The 16,140-nt window shown below is 72.3% G+C and carries 14 protein-coding genes; 3 read left to right on the top strand and 11 right to left on the bottom strand.

Annotated features, from left to right (window positions below; translation table 11 throughout):
• Positions 1-87: 87 nt before the first annotated feature.
• Positions 88-1,500, bottom strand: a complete 1,413-nt coding sequence (locus AB0J36_RS11335) for an FGGY family carbohydrate kinase (protein WP_357170971.1) — start codon at positions 1,498-1,500, stop codon at positions 88-90.
• A 263-nt stretch (positions 1,501-1,763) separates the two neighbouring features.
• On the opposite strand from AB0J36_RS11335, the gene AB0J36_RS11330 reads away from it, so the two are divergent.
• Positions 1,764-3,677: an anthranilate synthase family protein gene (locus tag AB0J36_RS11330; protein WP_357128290.1), complete on the top strand. Its 1,914-nt coding sequence runs from the start codon at positions 1,764-1,766 to the stop codon at positions 3,675-3,677.
• Positions 3,678-3,774: 97 nt separating this feature from the next.
• On the opposite strand, the gene wrbA is transcribed toward AB0J36_RS11330, so the two are convergent.
• The 4 genes from wrbA to AB0J36_RS11310 all read right to left on the bottom strand — a co-directional run bounded on the left by wrbA (position 3,775) and on the right by AB0J36_RS11310 (position 6,408).
• Positions 3,775-4,392, bottom strand: coding sequence for an NAD(P)H:quinone oxidoreductase (wrbA, locus tag AB0J36_RS11325; protein WP_355047649.1), 618 nt, complete (start codon positions 4,390-4,392; stop codon positions 3,775-3,777).
• A 302-nt stretch (positions 4,393-4,694) separates the two neighbouring features.
• Entirely contained in the window at positions 4,695-5,063 is a 369-nt protein-coding gene (locus AB0J36_RS11320; RefSeq protein ID WP_357128287.1) for a DUF3037 domain-containing protein, read from the bottom strand.
• A complete protein-coding gene (locus AB0J36_RS11315; protein WP_357392376.1) occupies positions 5,060-5,818 on the bottom strand; it encodes a HipA family kinase in 759 nt (252 codons plus the stop codon). The genes AB0J36_RS11320 and AB0J36_RS11315 overlap by 4 nt, the downstream gene beginning before the upstream one ends.
• A gap of 26 nt (positions 5,819-5,844) precedes the next feature.
• Positions 5,845-6,408 carry a TetR/AcrR family transcriptional regulator gene (locus tag AB0J36_RS11310; RefSeq protein ID WP_357128598.1) on the bottom strand — a complete coding sequence of 188 codons (564 nt, stop codon included), beginning with the start codon at positions 6,406-6,408 and terminating at the stop codon, positions 5,845-5,847.
• A 157-nt stretch (positions 6,409-6,565) separates the two neighbouring features.
• Here AB0J36_RS11310 and AB0J36_RS11305 point away from each other — a divergent pair, with 157 nt between their 5' ends.
• Complete coding sequence (locus tag AB0J36_RS11305; RefSeq protein ID WP_357392375.1) at positions 6,566-7,516, top strand: chlorophyllase; 951 nt, start codon at positions 6,566-6,568, stop codon at positions 7,514-7,516.
• A gap of 53 nt (positions 7,517-7,569) precedes the next feature.
• On the opposite strand, the gene AB0J36_RS11300 is transcribed toward AB0J36_RS11305, so the two are convergent.
• Positions 7,570-7,962 carry a DUF4190 domain-containing protein gene (locus AB0J36_RS11300; RefSeq protein ID WP_355047644.1) on the bottom strand — a complete coding sequence of 131 codons (393 nt, stop codon included), beginning with the start codon at positions 7,960-7,962 and terminating at the stop codon, positions 7,570-7,572.
• 124 nt (positions 7,963-8,086) lie between these two features.
• On the opposite strand from AB0J36_RS11300, the gene AB0J36_RS11295 reads away from it, so the two are divergent.
• Complete coding sequence (locus tag AB0J36_RS11295) at positions 8,087-9,190, top strand: winged helix DNA-binding domain-containing protein (protein ID WP_363660451.1); 1,104 nt, start codon at positions 8,087-8,089, stop codon at positions 9,188-9,190.
• Positions 9,191-9,250: 60 nt separating this feature from the next.
• Here the strand turns inward: AB0J36_RS11295 and malQ are convergent, their stop codons facing one another.
• The 5 genes from malQ to AB0J36_RS11270 form a co-directional block, all read right to left on the bottom strand.
• Positions 9,251-11,380 (bottom strand): 4-alpha-glucanotransferase, encoded by a 2,130-nt coding sequence (gene malQ, locus AB0J36_RS11290; protein ID WP_363660450.1) that lies wholly within the window; start codon positions 11,378-11,380, stop codon positions 9,251-9,253.
• A 164-nt stretch (positions 11,381-11,544) separates the two neighbouring features.
• A complete protein-coding gene (gene ugpC / locus AB0J36_RS11285; protein ID WP_357128272.1) occupies positions 11,545-12,732 on the bottom strand; it encodes a sn-glycerol-3-phosphate ABC transporter ATP-binding protein UgpC in 1,188 nt (395 codons plus the stop codon).
• Positions 12,733-12,742: 10 nt separating this feature from the next.
• The gene (locus AB0J36_RS11280; protein ID WP_357170963.1) at positions 12,743-13,579 is read right to left on the bottom strand and encodes a carbohydrate ABC transporter permease; all 837 of its coding nucleotides are present in this window, start codon (positions 13,577-13,579) and stop codon (positions 12,743-12,745) included.
• Position 13,580: 1 nt separating this feature from the next.
• The gene (locus AB0J36_RS11275; RefSeq protein WP_363660449.1) at positions 13,581-14,564 is read right to left on the bottom strand and encodes a sugar ABC transporter permease; all 984 of its coding nucleotides are present in this window, start codon (positions 14,562-14,564) and stop codon (positions 13,581-13,583) included.
• The gene (locus AB0J36_RS11270) at positions 14,561-15,853 is read right to left on the bottom strand and encodes an ABC transporter substrate-binding protein (protein ID WP_357392371.1); all 1,293 of its coding nucleotides are present in this window, start codon (positions 15,851-15,853) and stop codon (positions 14,561-14,563) included. Before AB0J36_RS11270 ends, AB0J36_RS11275 begins: the two co-directional genes overlap by 4 nt.
• Positions 15,854-16,140 lie beyond the last annotated feature (287 nt).

Raw genomic sequence — 16,140 nt, 5'->3', positions numbered from 1 at the left:
GTCCTGCCGCGTCCACCGCGACCCGGGGAGCGGAGTCCATCCAACCAGGCTCGGTGGCGCTGTCAACGGCCCGGGCAGGGCGAAAGTTCAGGAAGGATACTGCGGGTGGGAACGTCCTGTCGTGGTCGGTGAGACCAGTTCGTCCGTCCGGCCGATGTCGGCGAGCGCCGCCGCCGCATCAAAGTGACCCAGGGCCACCAAAGCGGCTCCGGTGGCGCCGATCTCCGGGTTGCGTTGGTGCGACACCGGTCGCGGCGCGAGCGCGGCGGCGAACGCCTGCCGCCACCACACCGACGCGGCCACCGCGCCGCCGCCCAGCACCACCCCGACCGGCTTGTCGACTGTGGACTCCAGCACCGCGAGGTCCTCGGCGACCAGCTCACACAGCCCCTGCATGAGCCCGGCCAGGATGTCCACCGCCGTGGTGCTGAAACTCAGACCGCGCAGCTCGCCGGTGCCCGCCGGGGCCAACCCGGGCGCCCGGTCGCCGCCGAACCGGGGATCGGCCGGCCGGCCACCACCGACCGGCACCAGCGCCAGCGCCGCGTCCAGTTCGTCCCCGTGGGGCAGCCGCAGCTCCCGGTCCGCCCAGGCGAACAGGTTGCCACCGCTGGAGTACGCCGCCCCGGTCACCACGTGGTCGTGGTCGACCCGGTAGCGCCAGAGCCGCTCGGGCAGCCGCGGCAGCGGCTCGCCGGCCGGGATGCGCTGCATCAGGCGTACCGCCGCGGAGGTGCCCACCGTGACGGCGGCCCGGCTCGGGTCGGCGCAGCCCGAGCCGACGTTGGACGCGCCACCGTCGCCCACCGGCGGCGCCCACCGGGCCTCGGCCAACTGCGGCCAGCGGCGGGCCCGGTCGGGGCGGAGCCGGCCGTGCCAGTCCAACTCGCCCAGCGGCGGCAGGTCGCGGGGTCGTACGCCGGCCAGCGTCAGCGCCTCCTCGTCCCAGCGCAGGGTGACGAGATCGAGCAGGCCCGTGCCGGAGGCCTGCGAGATCGACATGGGCGCCGTCTGGAGCAACTCGCCCAGCACGTACTCCGGAAGGCCGACGAACCGGGTGATCGGCGTGCCCGACTGGTCCCGCAGCCAGGGCAGGCGCACCGGCCAGTAGGAGCGGTGCCACCAGCAGCCCGTGCGTTGGTGGAAGCCGTCCGGGTCGGCCGGGCCGGACGTGTCGCCGACCGGCGCGGGCCGGGTGTCCAACCAGGTGACGACCGGGCCCAGCGGGGTGCCGTCACGGTCGAGCGGAAGCACCGAGTGCCACTGCGCGGACGTCGCCACCATGCCCACGTCGTGCAGGTGCCCCGCCTCGGCCAACTCGTCCAGACACTCGACGAGGCTGGCGAGGTAGTCGGGGCCGGAGAGGGTGCCCGTGCCGTCGTCCCCGATGGCGATTTTGACCTTGCGCCGGGCCAGGGCGCCGGGCAGCGGCCGGGTTTCCCCGTCCAGCACCAGCCCGCGTACGGAGGAGGTGCCCAGGTCGAGCGCGAGAATGTTCATCGCCGGTCAAGTTACCCGGTGCCGGCCGCGCCGGGACGAGGGTCCGGCCCGGCACACCCGTACGCCGGAAGGGGTCCCGAGTGAGGCCTCGACCGCGTAAGGTGATGCGCATGCTCGCGCACCCAACCTCCTGGTGGCCCGCCGACCCGGCGGCCACCCCCCGCGCGTAGCTTCATCCACGCGGCCGCCACCGAGGCGGCCGCCGGATCTCCGGCCCGGATGGCCGCCCCCGATGGCGGCGCCCAGCGCCCACGGAGACCACGATGACCAGCCAGAACCCCCTGACCGACCTGCTCGCCGCCATCTCCCGGGGCGACGATCCCGGCCCCTTCGCGCTGCTGCGCCGCGAGGGCGCCGACGACCTGGAACTGTTCACCGGCCCGGTCGGCACCGTCGACCGGCTGGCGGACATCCCGCTGACCCCGGGTGAGCCCGGGGCGCGGACGTTGGCCCTGGTGCCGTACCGGCAGATCGCCGAGCGCGGCTTCGCCTGCGTCGACGACGACGCCCCGCTGGAGTGTCTCCAGGTCCGCGAACACGATCGGATTCCGCTGGCCGAGGCGCTTGCCGCGCTGCCCGACGAGCCGGTCCGCACCCGGGACGCCGCCTTCGACGTCAGCGACGAGGAGTACGCGCGGATCGTGCAGCAGGTGCTCACCGACGAGATCGGTCGCGGCGAGGGCGCCAACTTCGTCATCCACCGCACCCTGCACGCCACCGTGCTGGGTGCGCCGCTGGTGGCCGCGCTGGCCGCGCTGCGCCGGCTGTTGGTCGCCGAACGCGGCGCCTACTGGACGTTCGTGGTGCACACCGGCGCCCGCACCATGGTCGGGGCCAGCCCGGAACGGCACGTCAGCGTCGACGACGGGCTCGTCATGATGAACCCGATCAGCGGCACCTTCCGGCCCACCGGCGGCATCCCGGACCGGGCGGCGCTGCTGCGGTTCCTCGCCGATCCGAAGGAGATCGAGGAGCTGTACATGGTGCTCGACGAGGAGCTGAAGATGATGGCGACCGTCGCCGAGCACGGCGGCCAGGTCATCGGCCCTTATCTCAAGGAGATGTCGCACCTGGCCCACACCGAGTACCTGCTCGCCGGCCGGGGCACCCGCGACGTGCGGGAGGTGCTGCGGGAGACGATGTTCGCGCCCACCGTGACCGGCAGTCCGATGGAGAACGCCTGCCGGGTGATCGCCCGGCACGAGCGCCGGGGTCGGGGCTACTACGCGGGCGTGCTGGCGCTGCTCGGCCACGACGACGCCGGCCGGCAGACGCTGGACGCGCCGATCCTGATCCGTACCGCCGAGATCTCCCCGTCCGGTCGGCTGCGGGTGCCGGTCGGCGCCACCCTGGTCCGGCACTCGACGGCGGCCGGTGAGGTGGCCGAGACCCACGCCAAGGCGGCCGGGGTGCTGGCCGCGCTGGGTCTCGGCCCGGCGGCGTCCACCGGCGAGCGCGGGCCGGTCGTGCGGCTGGCCGACGACCCGGAGGTACGCGACGCGCTGGCCGCGCGTAACACGCCGCTGGCCCGGTTCTGGTTGGACCAGCGCTCGCCCGACGCGTCCGGGCTGCCCGGCCTGGCCGGGCTGCGGGCCCTGATCGTGGACGCGGAGGACACCTTCACCGGCATGTTGGCGCACCAACTGGGCGCGTTGGGTCTCGCGGTCACGTTGCGCCCGTGGCACGCCGGCGGCCCGGTCGACGGGTACGACCTGGTGGTGGCCGGGCCCGGCCCGGGTGACCCGGGCAGCCCGGACGATCCGAAGATGGCGGCGTTGCGGGACCTGCTCGGCGAGTTGCTGGCGTCCGGTCGACCCACCCTCGCGGTCTGCCTGGGGCACCAGGTGCTGGCCGGGCTGCTGGGGCTGCCCCTGCACCGCAGGGACGCGCCCTACCAGGGGCTGCAACGGGAGGTGACGCTGTTCGGCCGGTCCCGCCGGGTCGGCTTCTACTCCTCGTTCACCGCCCGCGCCCAGGTGGACCGGCTGGACACCGCGTACGGGACCGTGGAGCTGGCCCGGGACGTCCGCGACGGGTCCGTGCACGCCCTGCGTGGGCAGGGCTTCGCCGGGGTGCAGTTCCACCCGGAGTCGGTGCTCAGCCCGGACGGACTGACCGTGCTGACCGAGGTGTTGACCGACCTGCTGCCGGCGTCACGCCCGGTCGGCCAGGGTTAGCTCCCGGCCACGGCATGGTCACCGTCGTCCCGGGGTAGGGCTGAGGCGACCGGTGGCGCGGGCGGGTCGAGAGCCCCCGTCCGCGCCACCGGTCGCCTCAGCCGCCCAGGCCCTGCTTGAGCGCCGTGCCGATCAGCACCGCACGGCGGGCGGTGAGGGCGCAGGCGCCCAGCGCCACCGCGTCCGGGGCGATCTCCCCGTTGTTGCTGGTGTGCGAGGCGCCGTACGGGTTGCCGGCGATGAACTGGCTGGAGTCGGTGTAGCCGGGAGGGACCACCACACCACCCCAGTGGTAGAAGACGTTGAAGAGCGACGTCAACGTCGTCTCCTGACCACCGTGCGACGTCGCCGTGGAGGTGAAGGCCGCGTACACCTTGTTGGCCAGCGCGCCCTGCGCCCACAGCGGGCCGGTGGTGTCGATGAACTGCTTCAACTGCGCGGCGATCATGCCGTACCGGGTGGGCGAGCCGAAGATCGTCACGTCGGCCCAGGCCAGGTCGTCGATCATCGCCTCGGGAACGTCCTGGGTCTCCAGATGGTGCGCCTGCCAACCGGAGTTCGAGCGGATCGCCTCGTCCGGCGCGAGCTCCCGTACCTTGCGCAGGCGCACCTCCGCGCCGGCTTCCCCGGCGGCCTCACACGCGGCCTGCGCCATCTGGTAGGTGATGCCGGTGGCGCTGTAGTAGATCACCGCCACCTTCGTCTGGGCAGCCATCAGAGTTGTCCCCTTCTCGTCTCGGGTCAGCTCCCGCGACTACCCCGGCGGTGCGGAGACAAACGACGGATCGCGGTGTTCCGGTCGTCCGGGTTCAAGTTTTCCGCAAGTTCCCGGACGTTCCGATCCGGCCGTCCGCGCGGGCGGCGATCCTGATGCCAACCGGTGCCGGCGTGCGATCCTGCCGCCCCCTGGCACCGGCGCCTGAACGGGGGATCGCGCTCCGCCGGCAACGGCGCTGGCGCAGCGCGATCAGGGGTCCGCCGTCATCGAAGGCCCCGCCCGCTCAGCCCACCGGCCGGTCAGCGGACCAGCATCGTCATCAGCCGGTCCAGCTCGGCCGCCGGGTCGGCGGTGAGGCCGGTGTGTACCGGACCGGCCTGGATCATCGTGCTGCGCGGCGCGACCAGCCAGTGGAAGCGCTCACCGAGCCGCATACGGGTGGCCGGCCCGTCGCCGGAGCAGGTCCGGTCCAGCGACTCCAGCACCGCGGCGACGGCCGGCAGATCGACGTCGGGCGCCAGGGCGCGCGCCCGGTCGGCGTCCAGGTGCGTCCGCGCGGCCAGGAAGTCCCGCTGCTGGCAGTAGAGCAGCACACCCACGTTGATCTGTTCGCCGCGCTCGACGCGGGGCACCAGCCGGATGACGGCGTACTCGAAGGGATGCCTCACGCCGCGCTCCCCGCCGGCAGCCAGTCCGCCGGGTCGGCGACCCGCCGCGACAGGTGCGACACGTACGCCTCGCGCGCCTCGTCGGCCGAGTCGAAGTCGGCGGCGGTCAGCCACTGGGCCGGCACCAGCGCCAACACCTCCCGGAGGAGGTCGGGGGTGACCCGGGCGGCCAGCTCGTCGTTGGCCTCGGCAACCCGGTCGGCGTACGGCGCGAGCACGTGATCCTCGGCCCGGTAGGCGCGGTGCACGGCGGCGTCGGCGCGGGGCCAGTTGTGGTGGAAGTACAGCGCGGCGCCGTGGTCGATGAGCCACAGCTCCCGGTGCCAGATGAGCAGGTTGGGGTTGCGCCAGCTCCGGTCGACGTTCTCCACGTACGCGTCGAACCACAGCACCCGGGAGGCCAGCAGCGGATCGACGGGGTGCGCCACCGGGTCGAAGCCGAGCGCGCCCGGCAGGAAGTCCATCCCCAAGTTGGCGCCGCCGCTGTTGCGCAGCAGCTCCTGTACCTCCTGGTCGGGCTCGGCCCGGCCGATCACCGGGTCGATGTCGAGGACCACCAGCGGCGGCACCCGCAGGTCCAGCCGGCGGGCCAGCTCGCCGCAGATCACCTCGGCGACGAGCGCCTTGGGTCCCTGCCCGGCACCGGTGAACTTCGCGACGTACGTGCCGAGGTCGTCGGCCTCCACGACGCCCGGCAGTGAGCCACCCTCCCGCAGTGGGGTGACGTAGCGGATCGCGGTGACCTGGCGGAGCACGCCGCCCACCCTACTGTGATCTCCGGTCAGCGGGGTCGCTGGAGGCCGCGCAGCAGCAGGTCGACGAGGCGGCGGGGGTCGTAGTCCGGGTCGTTGTCGCGACTGACGCAGAGGTTGCCGATGCCGCGCATCAATTCGTACGGGCGCGTGCCGGGGGTGATCTCGCCCGCGTCGACGGAGGCGTCGAGCAGTTGCCCGCAGACCGGCACGAGGCGGTCGAGGAACCAGGCGTGCAGCGTGTCGAAGCCGCCGGCGTCCGACTGCAGCGCGCTCGCCAGGCCGTGCTTCGTGACCAGGAAGTCGGTGAAGAGGTCGACCCACTGGCGGAGGGCCGCCAGCGGGGAGGCGGCGTTCGCCAGCAGGGTCGGGCCCGCTTCGGCGCAGGCCTCGACCTGGTGGCGGTAGACGGCGACGACGAGGTCCGCCCGGGTCGGGAAGTGCCGGTAGATCGTCCCGATGCCGACCCCCGCGCGGGCCGCGATCTCCCGGATCGGCGCTTCGACGCCGGAGGTGACGAAGACCGCGGCGGCTGCCGTCAGGAGCGTCTGCTGGTTGCGCACCGCGTCGGCGCGGCGGCCTCGGGCCGGCATCTCCGGGGACTGGCTCGTCGCCGACACGGTTCTCCTCCACACGCCGTTTGGAAAACGGATCAGCGTTCCGTATATTAGTGGAACGGCGATCCGCTTCAACTGTAGCGGAGGCGGGGACACCCCTGCCGTGCCACCTCCGCACCACGGGAAGGCAACCATGACCACATCGACCCTCGTCGCCGACACCATCAGCACCCCGATCGTGTCCGTCGGCCCGATCACGCTGCCGGCCCCCGGCCGCGCCGTGGACCTGCAGGTACGCGTCTCCGCGCCGATGACCGGCACCCGGCTGCCGATCATCCTGCTCTCGCACGGCCACGGGCACTCGAACAACCTCTCCTCGCTCAACGGCTACGGGCCCCTCGCCAACCACTGGGCGGCACTCGGCTTCGTCGTGATCCAGCCGACCCATCTGGACTCGAAGACCCTGAGCCTCAACCCCGGCGACAACGAGGCACCGCTCTACTGGCGTTCACGGGCCCACGACATGACGCGCATCCTCGATGCGCTCGACACGATCGAGGCCGCCGTCACACAACTGCACGGCCGTCTGGACCGGGACAGGGTCGCCGTGGCCGGGCACTCCATGGGCGGGCACACCGCCAGCCTGCTGTTGGGCGCGCGGCTCACCGACCCGCACGACGGGACGCCCGTCGACCTGACCGAACCCCGGATCAGCGCGGGGGTGCTCCTCGCCGCCCCCGGCCGGGGCGGGGACGCGCTCAGCGAGTTCGCCCGGAGCTACGGGTTCTTCCAGACCACGGACTTCTCCGCGATGACGACGCCCGCGCTCGTCGTGGCCGGCGACCGGGACACCTCCGAGCACCTGACGGTGCGGGGCGCGCAGTGGCACGCCGACCCGTACGTCCTGTCCCCCGCCCCCAAGTCGCTCCTGACCCTCTTCGAGGCGGAGCACGGTCTCGGCGGGATCTCCGGCTACGACGCCGCCGAGACCACCGACGAGAACCCGCGACGGGTGGCGGCGGTCGCGGCGCTCACCGCGGCGTACCTGCGCAGCACGCTCTACCCGGGAGATCCCGCGTGGCAGTCCACCCGCGCGGCGCTCACCTCGGGGGTCGACGCGGTCGGACGGGTCGAGTCCAAATAGGCCGGGGTGGGGGCCAGCGGCACGCCCTGGCCCCCAGCCACCCGGGCCCGGTGTCAGTCGAGCTTGTCCCGTAGGTCGTCGACCTGGTTCTGGAGGCGGTCCACCGCGCCCTTGTTGTTGACGAACGTGGTGATGCCCGCAGCGAGGCCCAGGCCGATCAGGACCGCCAGGATGCTCAGCACCAGGCCGCCGATGGACACGCCCCGGCCGGTCACGCCCGGCCGGCGGGCCATCTTCAGCCCGACGATGCCGAGGACGATGCCGATGATGCCGAGCACCAGTCCGACCCAGGCGAGGATGGCCGTCAACACGCTGAACAGGCCGGCCACACCGAAGACCAGAGCGAAGGTGGCGGCCGCGCTGGTCTTGGCGCCGGTGGACGCCCGATGGGCCCGAGAATCGGCCGGTACGCCGGCACCGCGGGCCGGTTGGCTTGCGGCAGTCATGAGACTCCCTTCCGTACGCGCGGCGCGCGTACTTCCGGCCGGCCGCATTCCCACCGGCGCGGCGGTTAACCGTGCGTGTCGGTCCTCGGGCCTAGGCTGCGGCGTGGCGACCGGAAGGAGTGCGATGACTGCCGACCTCAGCGCGGCCGAAGCGCTGGCACTGCGGATGACCAGCCTGCTGCTGCGTCCGCCCGGCGGGCCGGGCACCGTCGCCGAGGTGGTCGAGTGGTTCGGGGCGATGCAGGCTCAGGACCTGGCGAGCGGGCTGTGGTCGCTCGGCGCCCGGCTGCCGGGGTGGACGGTGACCGACGTGCAGGGCGCGCTGGAACGCCGCGAGGCGCTGCGCACCTGGCCGATGCGGGGCACCGTGCACCTCATCCCGCCCGCCGACACCTGCTGGATGCTGGAGCTGACCGGCGTACGCGCGCTGGCGGGCTCGGCGACCCGGCGCGTACAGCTCGGGCTGACCGAGGCCGACGAGGCGCGGGCGCTCGACGTACTCGGCGTCGCGCTGGCCGGCGGCGGCCGGCTCAGCCGGGCGCAGTGTCTCGCCACCCTGCGCGCGGCCGGCATCGGCACCGACGGCCAGCGCGGCTACCACCTGCTCTGGTACGCGAGCGTGCGCGGGGTGACCTGTGTGGCGCCCACCATCGGCACCGAGCAGACGTTCGTCCTGCTCGACGAGTGGGCGCCGGAGCAACGCCGCCCGGAGCGGGACGAGGCGTTGGCGCTGCTCGCCCACCGCTACGTCCGGGGCCACGGGCCGGTCACCGACCGCGAGTTCGCCGGGTGGAGCGGCCTCACCCTGACCGACGCGCGGCGCGGCCTGACCGCCGCCGCCGACCTGCTGAGCACGGTACGCGTCGACGGCGAGCCGATGTACGTGGACGCGGCACTGGCCGACATCCCGCGCGCCCCGGCGCCCGAGGTGCTCGCGTTGCCGGGCTTCGACGAGTACCTCCTCGGCTACCGGGACCGCACGCTGATGCTCGACCCCGCGCACCGGGCGGCCGTGGTGCCGGGTAACAACGGCATCTTCCAGGCCACCGTGGTCCGCGCCGGTCGCGTGGTCGGCGTGTGGAAGCGCAAGGTCGGCCGGCAGGCCGTCACCCTGACGGTACGGCCGCTGGTGCCGATGACCGCCGCCGAACGGGTCGAGGTCGAGCGGGCGCTGACCCGGTACGCGGACTTCCTCGGACTGCCACCACGGTTCGACTGGTTGACCTGAACGGGCGGGCTACTGGCCGACCCGGGTGGGGCGGCCTACTGGCCGGCCTGACCGGGTGGCCTACGGGCCGGCCGGGTCGGGTGGCCTATCTCCGACCGGGTCCGGGGTGGTCCGCCGACCGGCCTTCTCCCCGGCCCGGTCGGGCGGGGTCGTCCGGGGACGGGCGGCGGTGAGCAGGTGGACGATCCGGGCCACGCCGGGGTCCGTCCGGATCTGCGCCACGCTGGCCGGCAGCGGCAGCCGCCAGTTCGGATACTCGTCGACGGTGCCCGGCATGTTGGGTTGGCGCACCTCCCCCAGCACATCGTAGAGGGACACGCCGAGCAGTCGTGACGGGCTGGCCGCGAGCGCGGCGTGCATCGCCACCACCACGTCACCGTCGGCCGGGTCACCGTCGGCCCCCGCCCCGGAACCGACCTCGGGCCCGGCGGCGGCCTCTGCTTCGGCGGCGGCCTCGGCCCCGGCGGCGGCCCCTGCTTCGGCGGCGCGCGAGCCGGGCAGCAGCGCCTCGTTGCGCAGCATCGCCAGCAGCCGCTCGCGGTCGGTGGCGGCCCGGGCGCGTTCGACGGCCACGTCGGTGCCGAGCAGCTTCAACTCGTCACGCACCCGCACGTGCTCGCCGGTCAGGAATCCCGGGGCGGTCGGCAGGTCGTGGGTGCTGATCGTGGCGAGGGCGTTCGTGGGCCAGCGGGTCGGTGGGGTGAACTCGCCGTCGTCGTCCCGGGCGAACCACAGCACCGTCGAGCCGAGCATGTTGCGCCCACGCAGCCCGCGGGTCACCGCCGGCTGGACCGTGCCCAGGTCCTCGCCGACGACCACCGCGCCGGCCCGGTGCGCCTCCAGCGCCAGGATGCCGAGCATCGCCTCGGCGTCGTACCGCACGTAGGTGCCCTCGGCGGCCCCGGCGCCCGGCGGCACCCACCACAGTCGCCAGAGCCCGGCGACGTGGTCGACCCGCAGGCCGCCCGCGTGCCGCAGGGTCCGCCGCAGCATGTCCCGGTACGCCGCGTACCCGGTCTCGGCGAGCCGGTCCGGTCGCCACGCGGCGAGGCCCCAGTCCTGGCCGAGCTGGTTGAAGTCGTCCGGGGGCGCGCCGACCCGTACCCCCTGGGCCAGGACGTCGGCGAGCTGCCAGCCGTCCGCGCCGCCCGGGTCGATGCCGACGGCCAGGTCGTGCACCACGCCGACCGGCATGCCCGTCGACCGGGCCGCCGCCGTCACGGCGTCGAGCTGCTCGTCACAGAGGTGTTGCAGCCAGGCGTGGAACGCCACCCGGTCGGCGAGTTGGCGACGCTGCTCGGCGACCGCCGGGGCGTCCGGGTGGTGCAGCTCCGCCGGCCACGCCCGCCAGTCGTTGCCGTGCCGCTCCGCCAGCGCGCACCAGGTGGCGAAGCTGGTCAGCGCCGGGTCCGCGTCGAGGTCCACCGCCGGGGCGTACGGGTGCAGCAGCTCCAACGCGTGCCGCTTGGCGGCCCACACCTCGTCGTAGTCGATCAGGTCCCGGCGGTCGGGGCGTAACGCGTCGACCACCGCCCGGGTGGCCGGGTCCGCCGCCGTGTACGCGGTGGTGTCGCTGACGCGCAGGTAGAGCGGATTCACGAAGCGTCGGCTGGCCGGCGAGTACGGCGACGCGGCCACCGGGTGCGCCGGTCCGACCGCGTGCAGCGGGTTGAGCAGCACCAGTCCGGCGCCCGTTCCGCCCGCCCATCCGGTGAAGTCGGCCAGGTCGCCGAGGTCGCCCATGCCCCAGGACCGCTCGGAGCTGAGCGCGTAGAGCTGGAGCATCCAACCCCAGGTGCGGGGCGGCACGGGCAGCCGCCGGGGCACCACGACGAGGGTCACGTCCCGCCCGTCACAGGCCAGCCGGTGCCAGCCCAGCGGCAGGTCAGCGGGCAGCTGCGCGTCAACCGTCCGGCGACCACCGTCCTCCAGGGACACCACACCCGGGCCGGGCAGCACGTGTGTCGCGCCCTCGGCAAGCACCAGGGTCGGCGGCAGCGCGGTCCGGTCCACCGCGCGGGCGGCGGCGAGCGCGTCGGCGATCGCGGCGGGGCTGGTGGCGTCCACGCCGAGCAGCCCGAGCACGCCGACGACCGTCTCCGACGCGACCTCGACGCGGCGGTGCCGCCAGTCCTCGTACCAGGTGGACACGCCGTGCGCGGCGGCCAACGCCACAAGTCCCCGATCCATCACCAACCCACCCTGCCACGCCCACCCCCGTGCCGCAGCACCACACGCCCCCGCTCCCCTTCCCGCGATCTTGCACTTTCTGCGGCGACATAAAGGACCTTCCCCTCCATGTCGACGACACAAAGTGCAAGATCGACGGGGCCGGGGCCGGGGCCGGGGCCGGGTTAGTGGGACTTGTCGAGGGTTAGGTTGCGGCCGGTGGATGGGTCGAAGAGGTGGATCTTTTCCAGGTTGAACCAGGCTCGGCGGGATTGCCCTTCGGCGGCGCCGGACTCGGCGGACAGTCGGGTCACCAGGTTGCCGCCGCCGCCGGCGAAGTCGCCCGCACCCGCGTCCGCGGCCAACTCCTCCAACTCGGCGGCGCTGGCCCGCTCACCCTCCACGGTGAAGTACACGTACTTGTCCGAGCCCATCGACTCGACGATCTCCACCGGGGCTTCGAACTCCAGACCCCGGCGGCGGGTCTCGTCGTCGACCAGCTCGGCGTCCTCGAAGTGCTCGGGCCGGATGCCGAGGATCAGTTCGCGGGGCGCGTCGGCCGCCTCCAGCTCCCGGCGCAACCGGTCGTCGAGCGGCACGTCGCCCAGGGCGGTCCGCAGGCTGCCGTCCTGCACCGCCGCGTGCAGGAAGTTCATCGACGGCGAACCGATGAAGCCCGCCACGAAGAGGTTGCGCGGGTGGTCGTACAGCTCCTGCGGAGGGCCGACCTGCTGCACCGCGCCACCCCGCATGATCACCACCCGGTCGCCGAGGGTCATCGCCTCGGTCTGGTCGTGGGTGACGTAGACGGTGGTGGTGCCGAGCTGCTTCTGCAACCGGGACACCACCGTGCGCATCTGCACCCGCAGCTTCGCGTCGAGGTTGGACAGCGGCTCGTCCATGAGGAACGCCTTGGGCTGGCGGACGATCGCCCGGCCCATCGCCACCCGCTGCCGCTGACCACCCGAAAGGTTCGCGGGTTTACGGTCCAGCAGCGCGGTCAGCTCCAGCACCTTGGCGGCCTCGTCGACCTTGGAGTTGATCGTCTCCTTGTCCAGCTTCGCCAGCCGCAGCGGGAACGCCATGTTCTCCCGCACGGTCATGTTCGGATACAGCGCGTACGACTGGAACACCATGGCGATGTCCCGGTCCCTCGGCGCCTTGTCGTTGACCCGCTGGCCGCCGATGCGCAGCTCGCCGGAGCTGATGTCCTCCAGCCCGGCGATCATGTTGAGGGTGGTGGACTTTCCGCAGCCGGAGGGGCCGACCAGGATCACGAACTCGCCGTCGGCGATCTCCAGGTCGACGTCCTGCACGGCGACGGTCCCGTCCGGGAAACTCTTGCTCACCTTGTCGAGCACGATGTCAGCCATGACTACCCACCTATCCCTTGACTGCGCCGGAGGTCAGGCCGGAGACGATGCGGCGCTGGAAGAAGAGGACGAACAAGATGATCGGTACGGTGATCACCACGGCGGCGGCGCAGATCGCCCCGGTGGGGTCCTCGAACTGGGACGCGCCAGTGAAGAACGACAGCGCCGCCGGCACCGTGCGGGACCGCTCGGTGGAGGTCAGCGAGATGGCGAACAGGAAGTCGTTCCAGCAGAAGATGAAGACCAGGATCGCCGTGGTGAACAGGCCGGGCGCGGCCAGCGGGGCGATCACCCGCCGGAACGCCTGGGCCTGCGTGGCGCCGTCCATCTTCGCCGCCTTCTCCAGGTCCCACGGGATCTGCTTGAAGAACGCCGACAGCGTGTAGATCGCCAGCGGCAGCGCGAAGGTGATGTACGGCAGGATCAGTCCGGGCCAGGTGTCGAAGATCCCGAGCTGCCGTTCGATCTCGAACAGCGGCGACACCAGTGACACCTGCGGGAACATCGCGATCAGCAGGGAGATACCGACCAGCAGCTTCTTGCCCGGGAAATCCAGCCGGCTGATGGCGTACGCGGCCATCGCACCGAGGACCACCGCGATCAGCGTGGCGATCAGTGCGATGCCGATGGAGTTGACAAGCGCTCGGACGAACTGGTCGGTGTCGAAGATCGTCCGGTAGTTGTCCAGCGTCCACTCGCGGGGGATGAACTTCCCGTCGGTGAGGGTGGCCGGCGTCTTGAACGACAGCGAGGCGATCCACAGCACCGGGACCAGCGCGAAGACGACCACGAGGATGTCCAGCAGGCCCCAGCGCAGCTTCGCGCGGGTGGTGGTTTCCGCGGCCATGTCAGCGCCTCTCCCCATCGTCGCTACCGGGGGCAGCGGTACCGAACAGCTTCACGAAGACGAACGCGATGATCGCCACGGTGAGGAAGACGAGCACCGACATCGTCGAGCCGATGCCGAGGTTGAGACCCCGCAGGAGGTTGTTGTAGGCGAGCATCGACACCGACGAGGTCTCGTTGCCTCCGGCGGTCAACACGAAGATGTTGTCGAACACGCGGAACGCGTCGAGCGTGCGGAACAGCAGCGCGACCAGGATCGCCGGCTTCATCACCGGCAGCATCACCTTGGTGAACTTCTGCCAGGCTGTCGCGCCGTCGGTGGAGGCGGCCTTGAGCAGGTCGTCCGGCACCAGGGCCAGCCCGGCCATCAGCAGCAGCGCCATGAACGGCGTGGTCTTCCAGATCTCGGCCAGCATGATGATCGCCAGCGAGCTGGCCCGCTCGGTGAGCGGAGCGCCGTCGCTGAACAGGTCGGCCAGGTAGCCGGTGCCGGGTGTCCAGGCGTACCGCCAGGAGAAGGCGGCGACGACCGTGACGATGCCGTACGGGATGAGCGCCGCGGTACGGACGATGCCCCGCCCGACGAGCGTACGGTGCATGATCAGCGCCAGCCCCATGCCGAGCACCAGCTCGACGGCCACGGTGACCACCGTGATCAGCGCGGTCACCCCGAACGCCGTCCACCAGAACTCGTTGCTGAGCACGGTGACGTAGTTCTCCAACCCGACGAACTCGCGCTGGTCGGGAAAGCGCAGGTCGTAGCGCTGCAACGACAGCCAGACCGAGTAGATGATCGGGTACGCGGTCACCAGGACCATGACCAGCGCGGCGGGCGCGCAGAGCAGCCAACCGAGCCGGCGCTCGGCCTTCTTGTTCTCGCTCAGCGGCGGCTTGCGGCGACCGCCGCGCTGGGTGGGTACGGCGGCGCGCTGGCCGTCGGTCACCTCGGTCGCCTCGGTCGACTCAGTGGTGGCGGGCCGGGTCATGGCAGCACCCCCTTCGATTCCAGGGCGTCGGCGATGGCGTCGCGCAGCTCGTCGGCGGTCTGCTGCGGGCGGATCCCGGACGGCGGCGACAGGATCGCCGACATGACGGTGGAGATGCTCTGGTAGGCGGGGGTCAGGGGGCGGGTCGCCGGGTCCTTCAGCTCTTCCAGGATGGTGTCCTTCATCGGGTACGCCTCGGCCATCTCCGGCTCGTCGAAGACGGCCTCGATGGTCGGCGGCACGCCGTCGTTGATCGCGGAGAACTTCTGGTGCTCCGCGCTGCGCAGGCACCGCGCGGCCTCGAACGACAGCTCCGGGTGCTTCGAGTACGAGCTGACGGCCAGGTTCACCCCGCCGATGGTGACCTTGCTGGGGGTGCCCTCGTCGACGCCCGGCACGCGGGCCCAGCCGACCTGCTTGGCCAGCTCCGGGTTGGCCTCCTGAAGGGCCGGGTAGACGAACGGCCAGTTCACCTGGAACGCGCCCGACCCGGACTGGAACTCCAGCCGGACCGGGTCCTCGGTGGCGTTGCTGAACGACGGCGAGGTGACGCCCGACGTGGCGAACTTCTGCAACTGCTCCAGCGCCCGGACCGTGCCGTCGTCCATCACGGCCTTCTTGCCGTCGTCGGAGAGGACCTTGCCGCCCGCGCTCTCGGCCAGGGTGTTGTAGAGGACGACCAGACCCTCGTACTGCGCGCCCATGGTGAGCACCTGGTACGGCTTGCCCTGGTCCTTGAGCTGCCGGGCAGCGGTGATCATCTGGTCCCAGGTGGTCGGTGGCTGCGGCACCAGGTCCTTGCGGTACCAGAGCAACTGCACGTTGGTGTTCTTCGGCGCGGCGTAGAGCTTGTCCTCGTAGCGGGCGGTCGCCAGCGGCCCGGCGAGGGTGCCCTGCTCGACCTCGGCCTTGTCCTGGCCGGTCCACTCGCGGATCCAGTCGGCGCTGGCGAACTCCTGGGTCCAGGTGACGTCCAGGCCGAGGATGTCCATGCCGGTGTCCTCGGCGGCAAGCCGGCGCACCATCTGTACCCGCTGGTCGTCGGCCTGTCGGGGCAGCACCCGGTAGGCGATCTTGTACCGTCCCTGGGCCTGCGTGTTGCAGTCGTCGACGACCTTCTGCAGGTTCTGCTCGGGCGGGTAGTACAGGTTGAGCGTCGGTGGTCCACCGTCATCGGCTGCGCCACACGCGGCGAGCGGCGCGACCAGCGCCAGCGCGGCGGCAGCCGCCCCGACCCGGGCAACCGGCCGGCGTCGGTGTCGGTGTCGGGCCGTTTCGGGGTCCGTCATCGCCTTCCCCCTCTCGTGCACAACGGACCGGGGAGGGCATCCGTGCCCCGGCGCACGGTGAGCTGTCTCCGAGCCCAGGAGCTGCGAAAACGCCCCGCTCGGGTACTCCGTGCGGCTACACTGCCCCACTCCCCACGCCGCGAAACCTGCCGGCAACACGGCAGGCTCCCACCCCCACCAAACCCCCAACCCCCACCCCACCCCCACCCCAACCCCCCTCTCAGCCCTGTTGATCAAGAGGTTTGGGGCGGGGTAGAAGGCGGTGGAGGCGCACACCGCGTGTTGCT

Source organism: Micromonospora sp. NPDC049662 (assembly GCF_040675055.1).
Classification (GTDB): domain Bacteria; phylum Actinomycetota; class Actinomycetes; order Mycobacteriales; family Micromonosporaceae; genus Micromonospora.
Note: the sequence above shows the minus strand (reverse complement) of the source record. Positions and strands in the feature narration are given on the sequence as shown.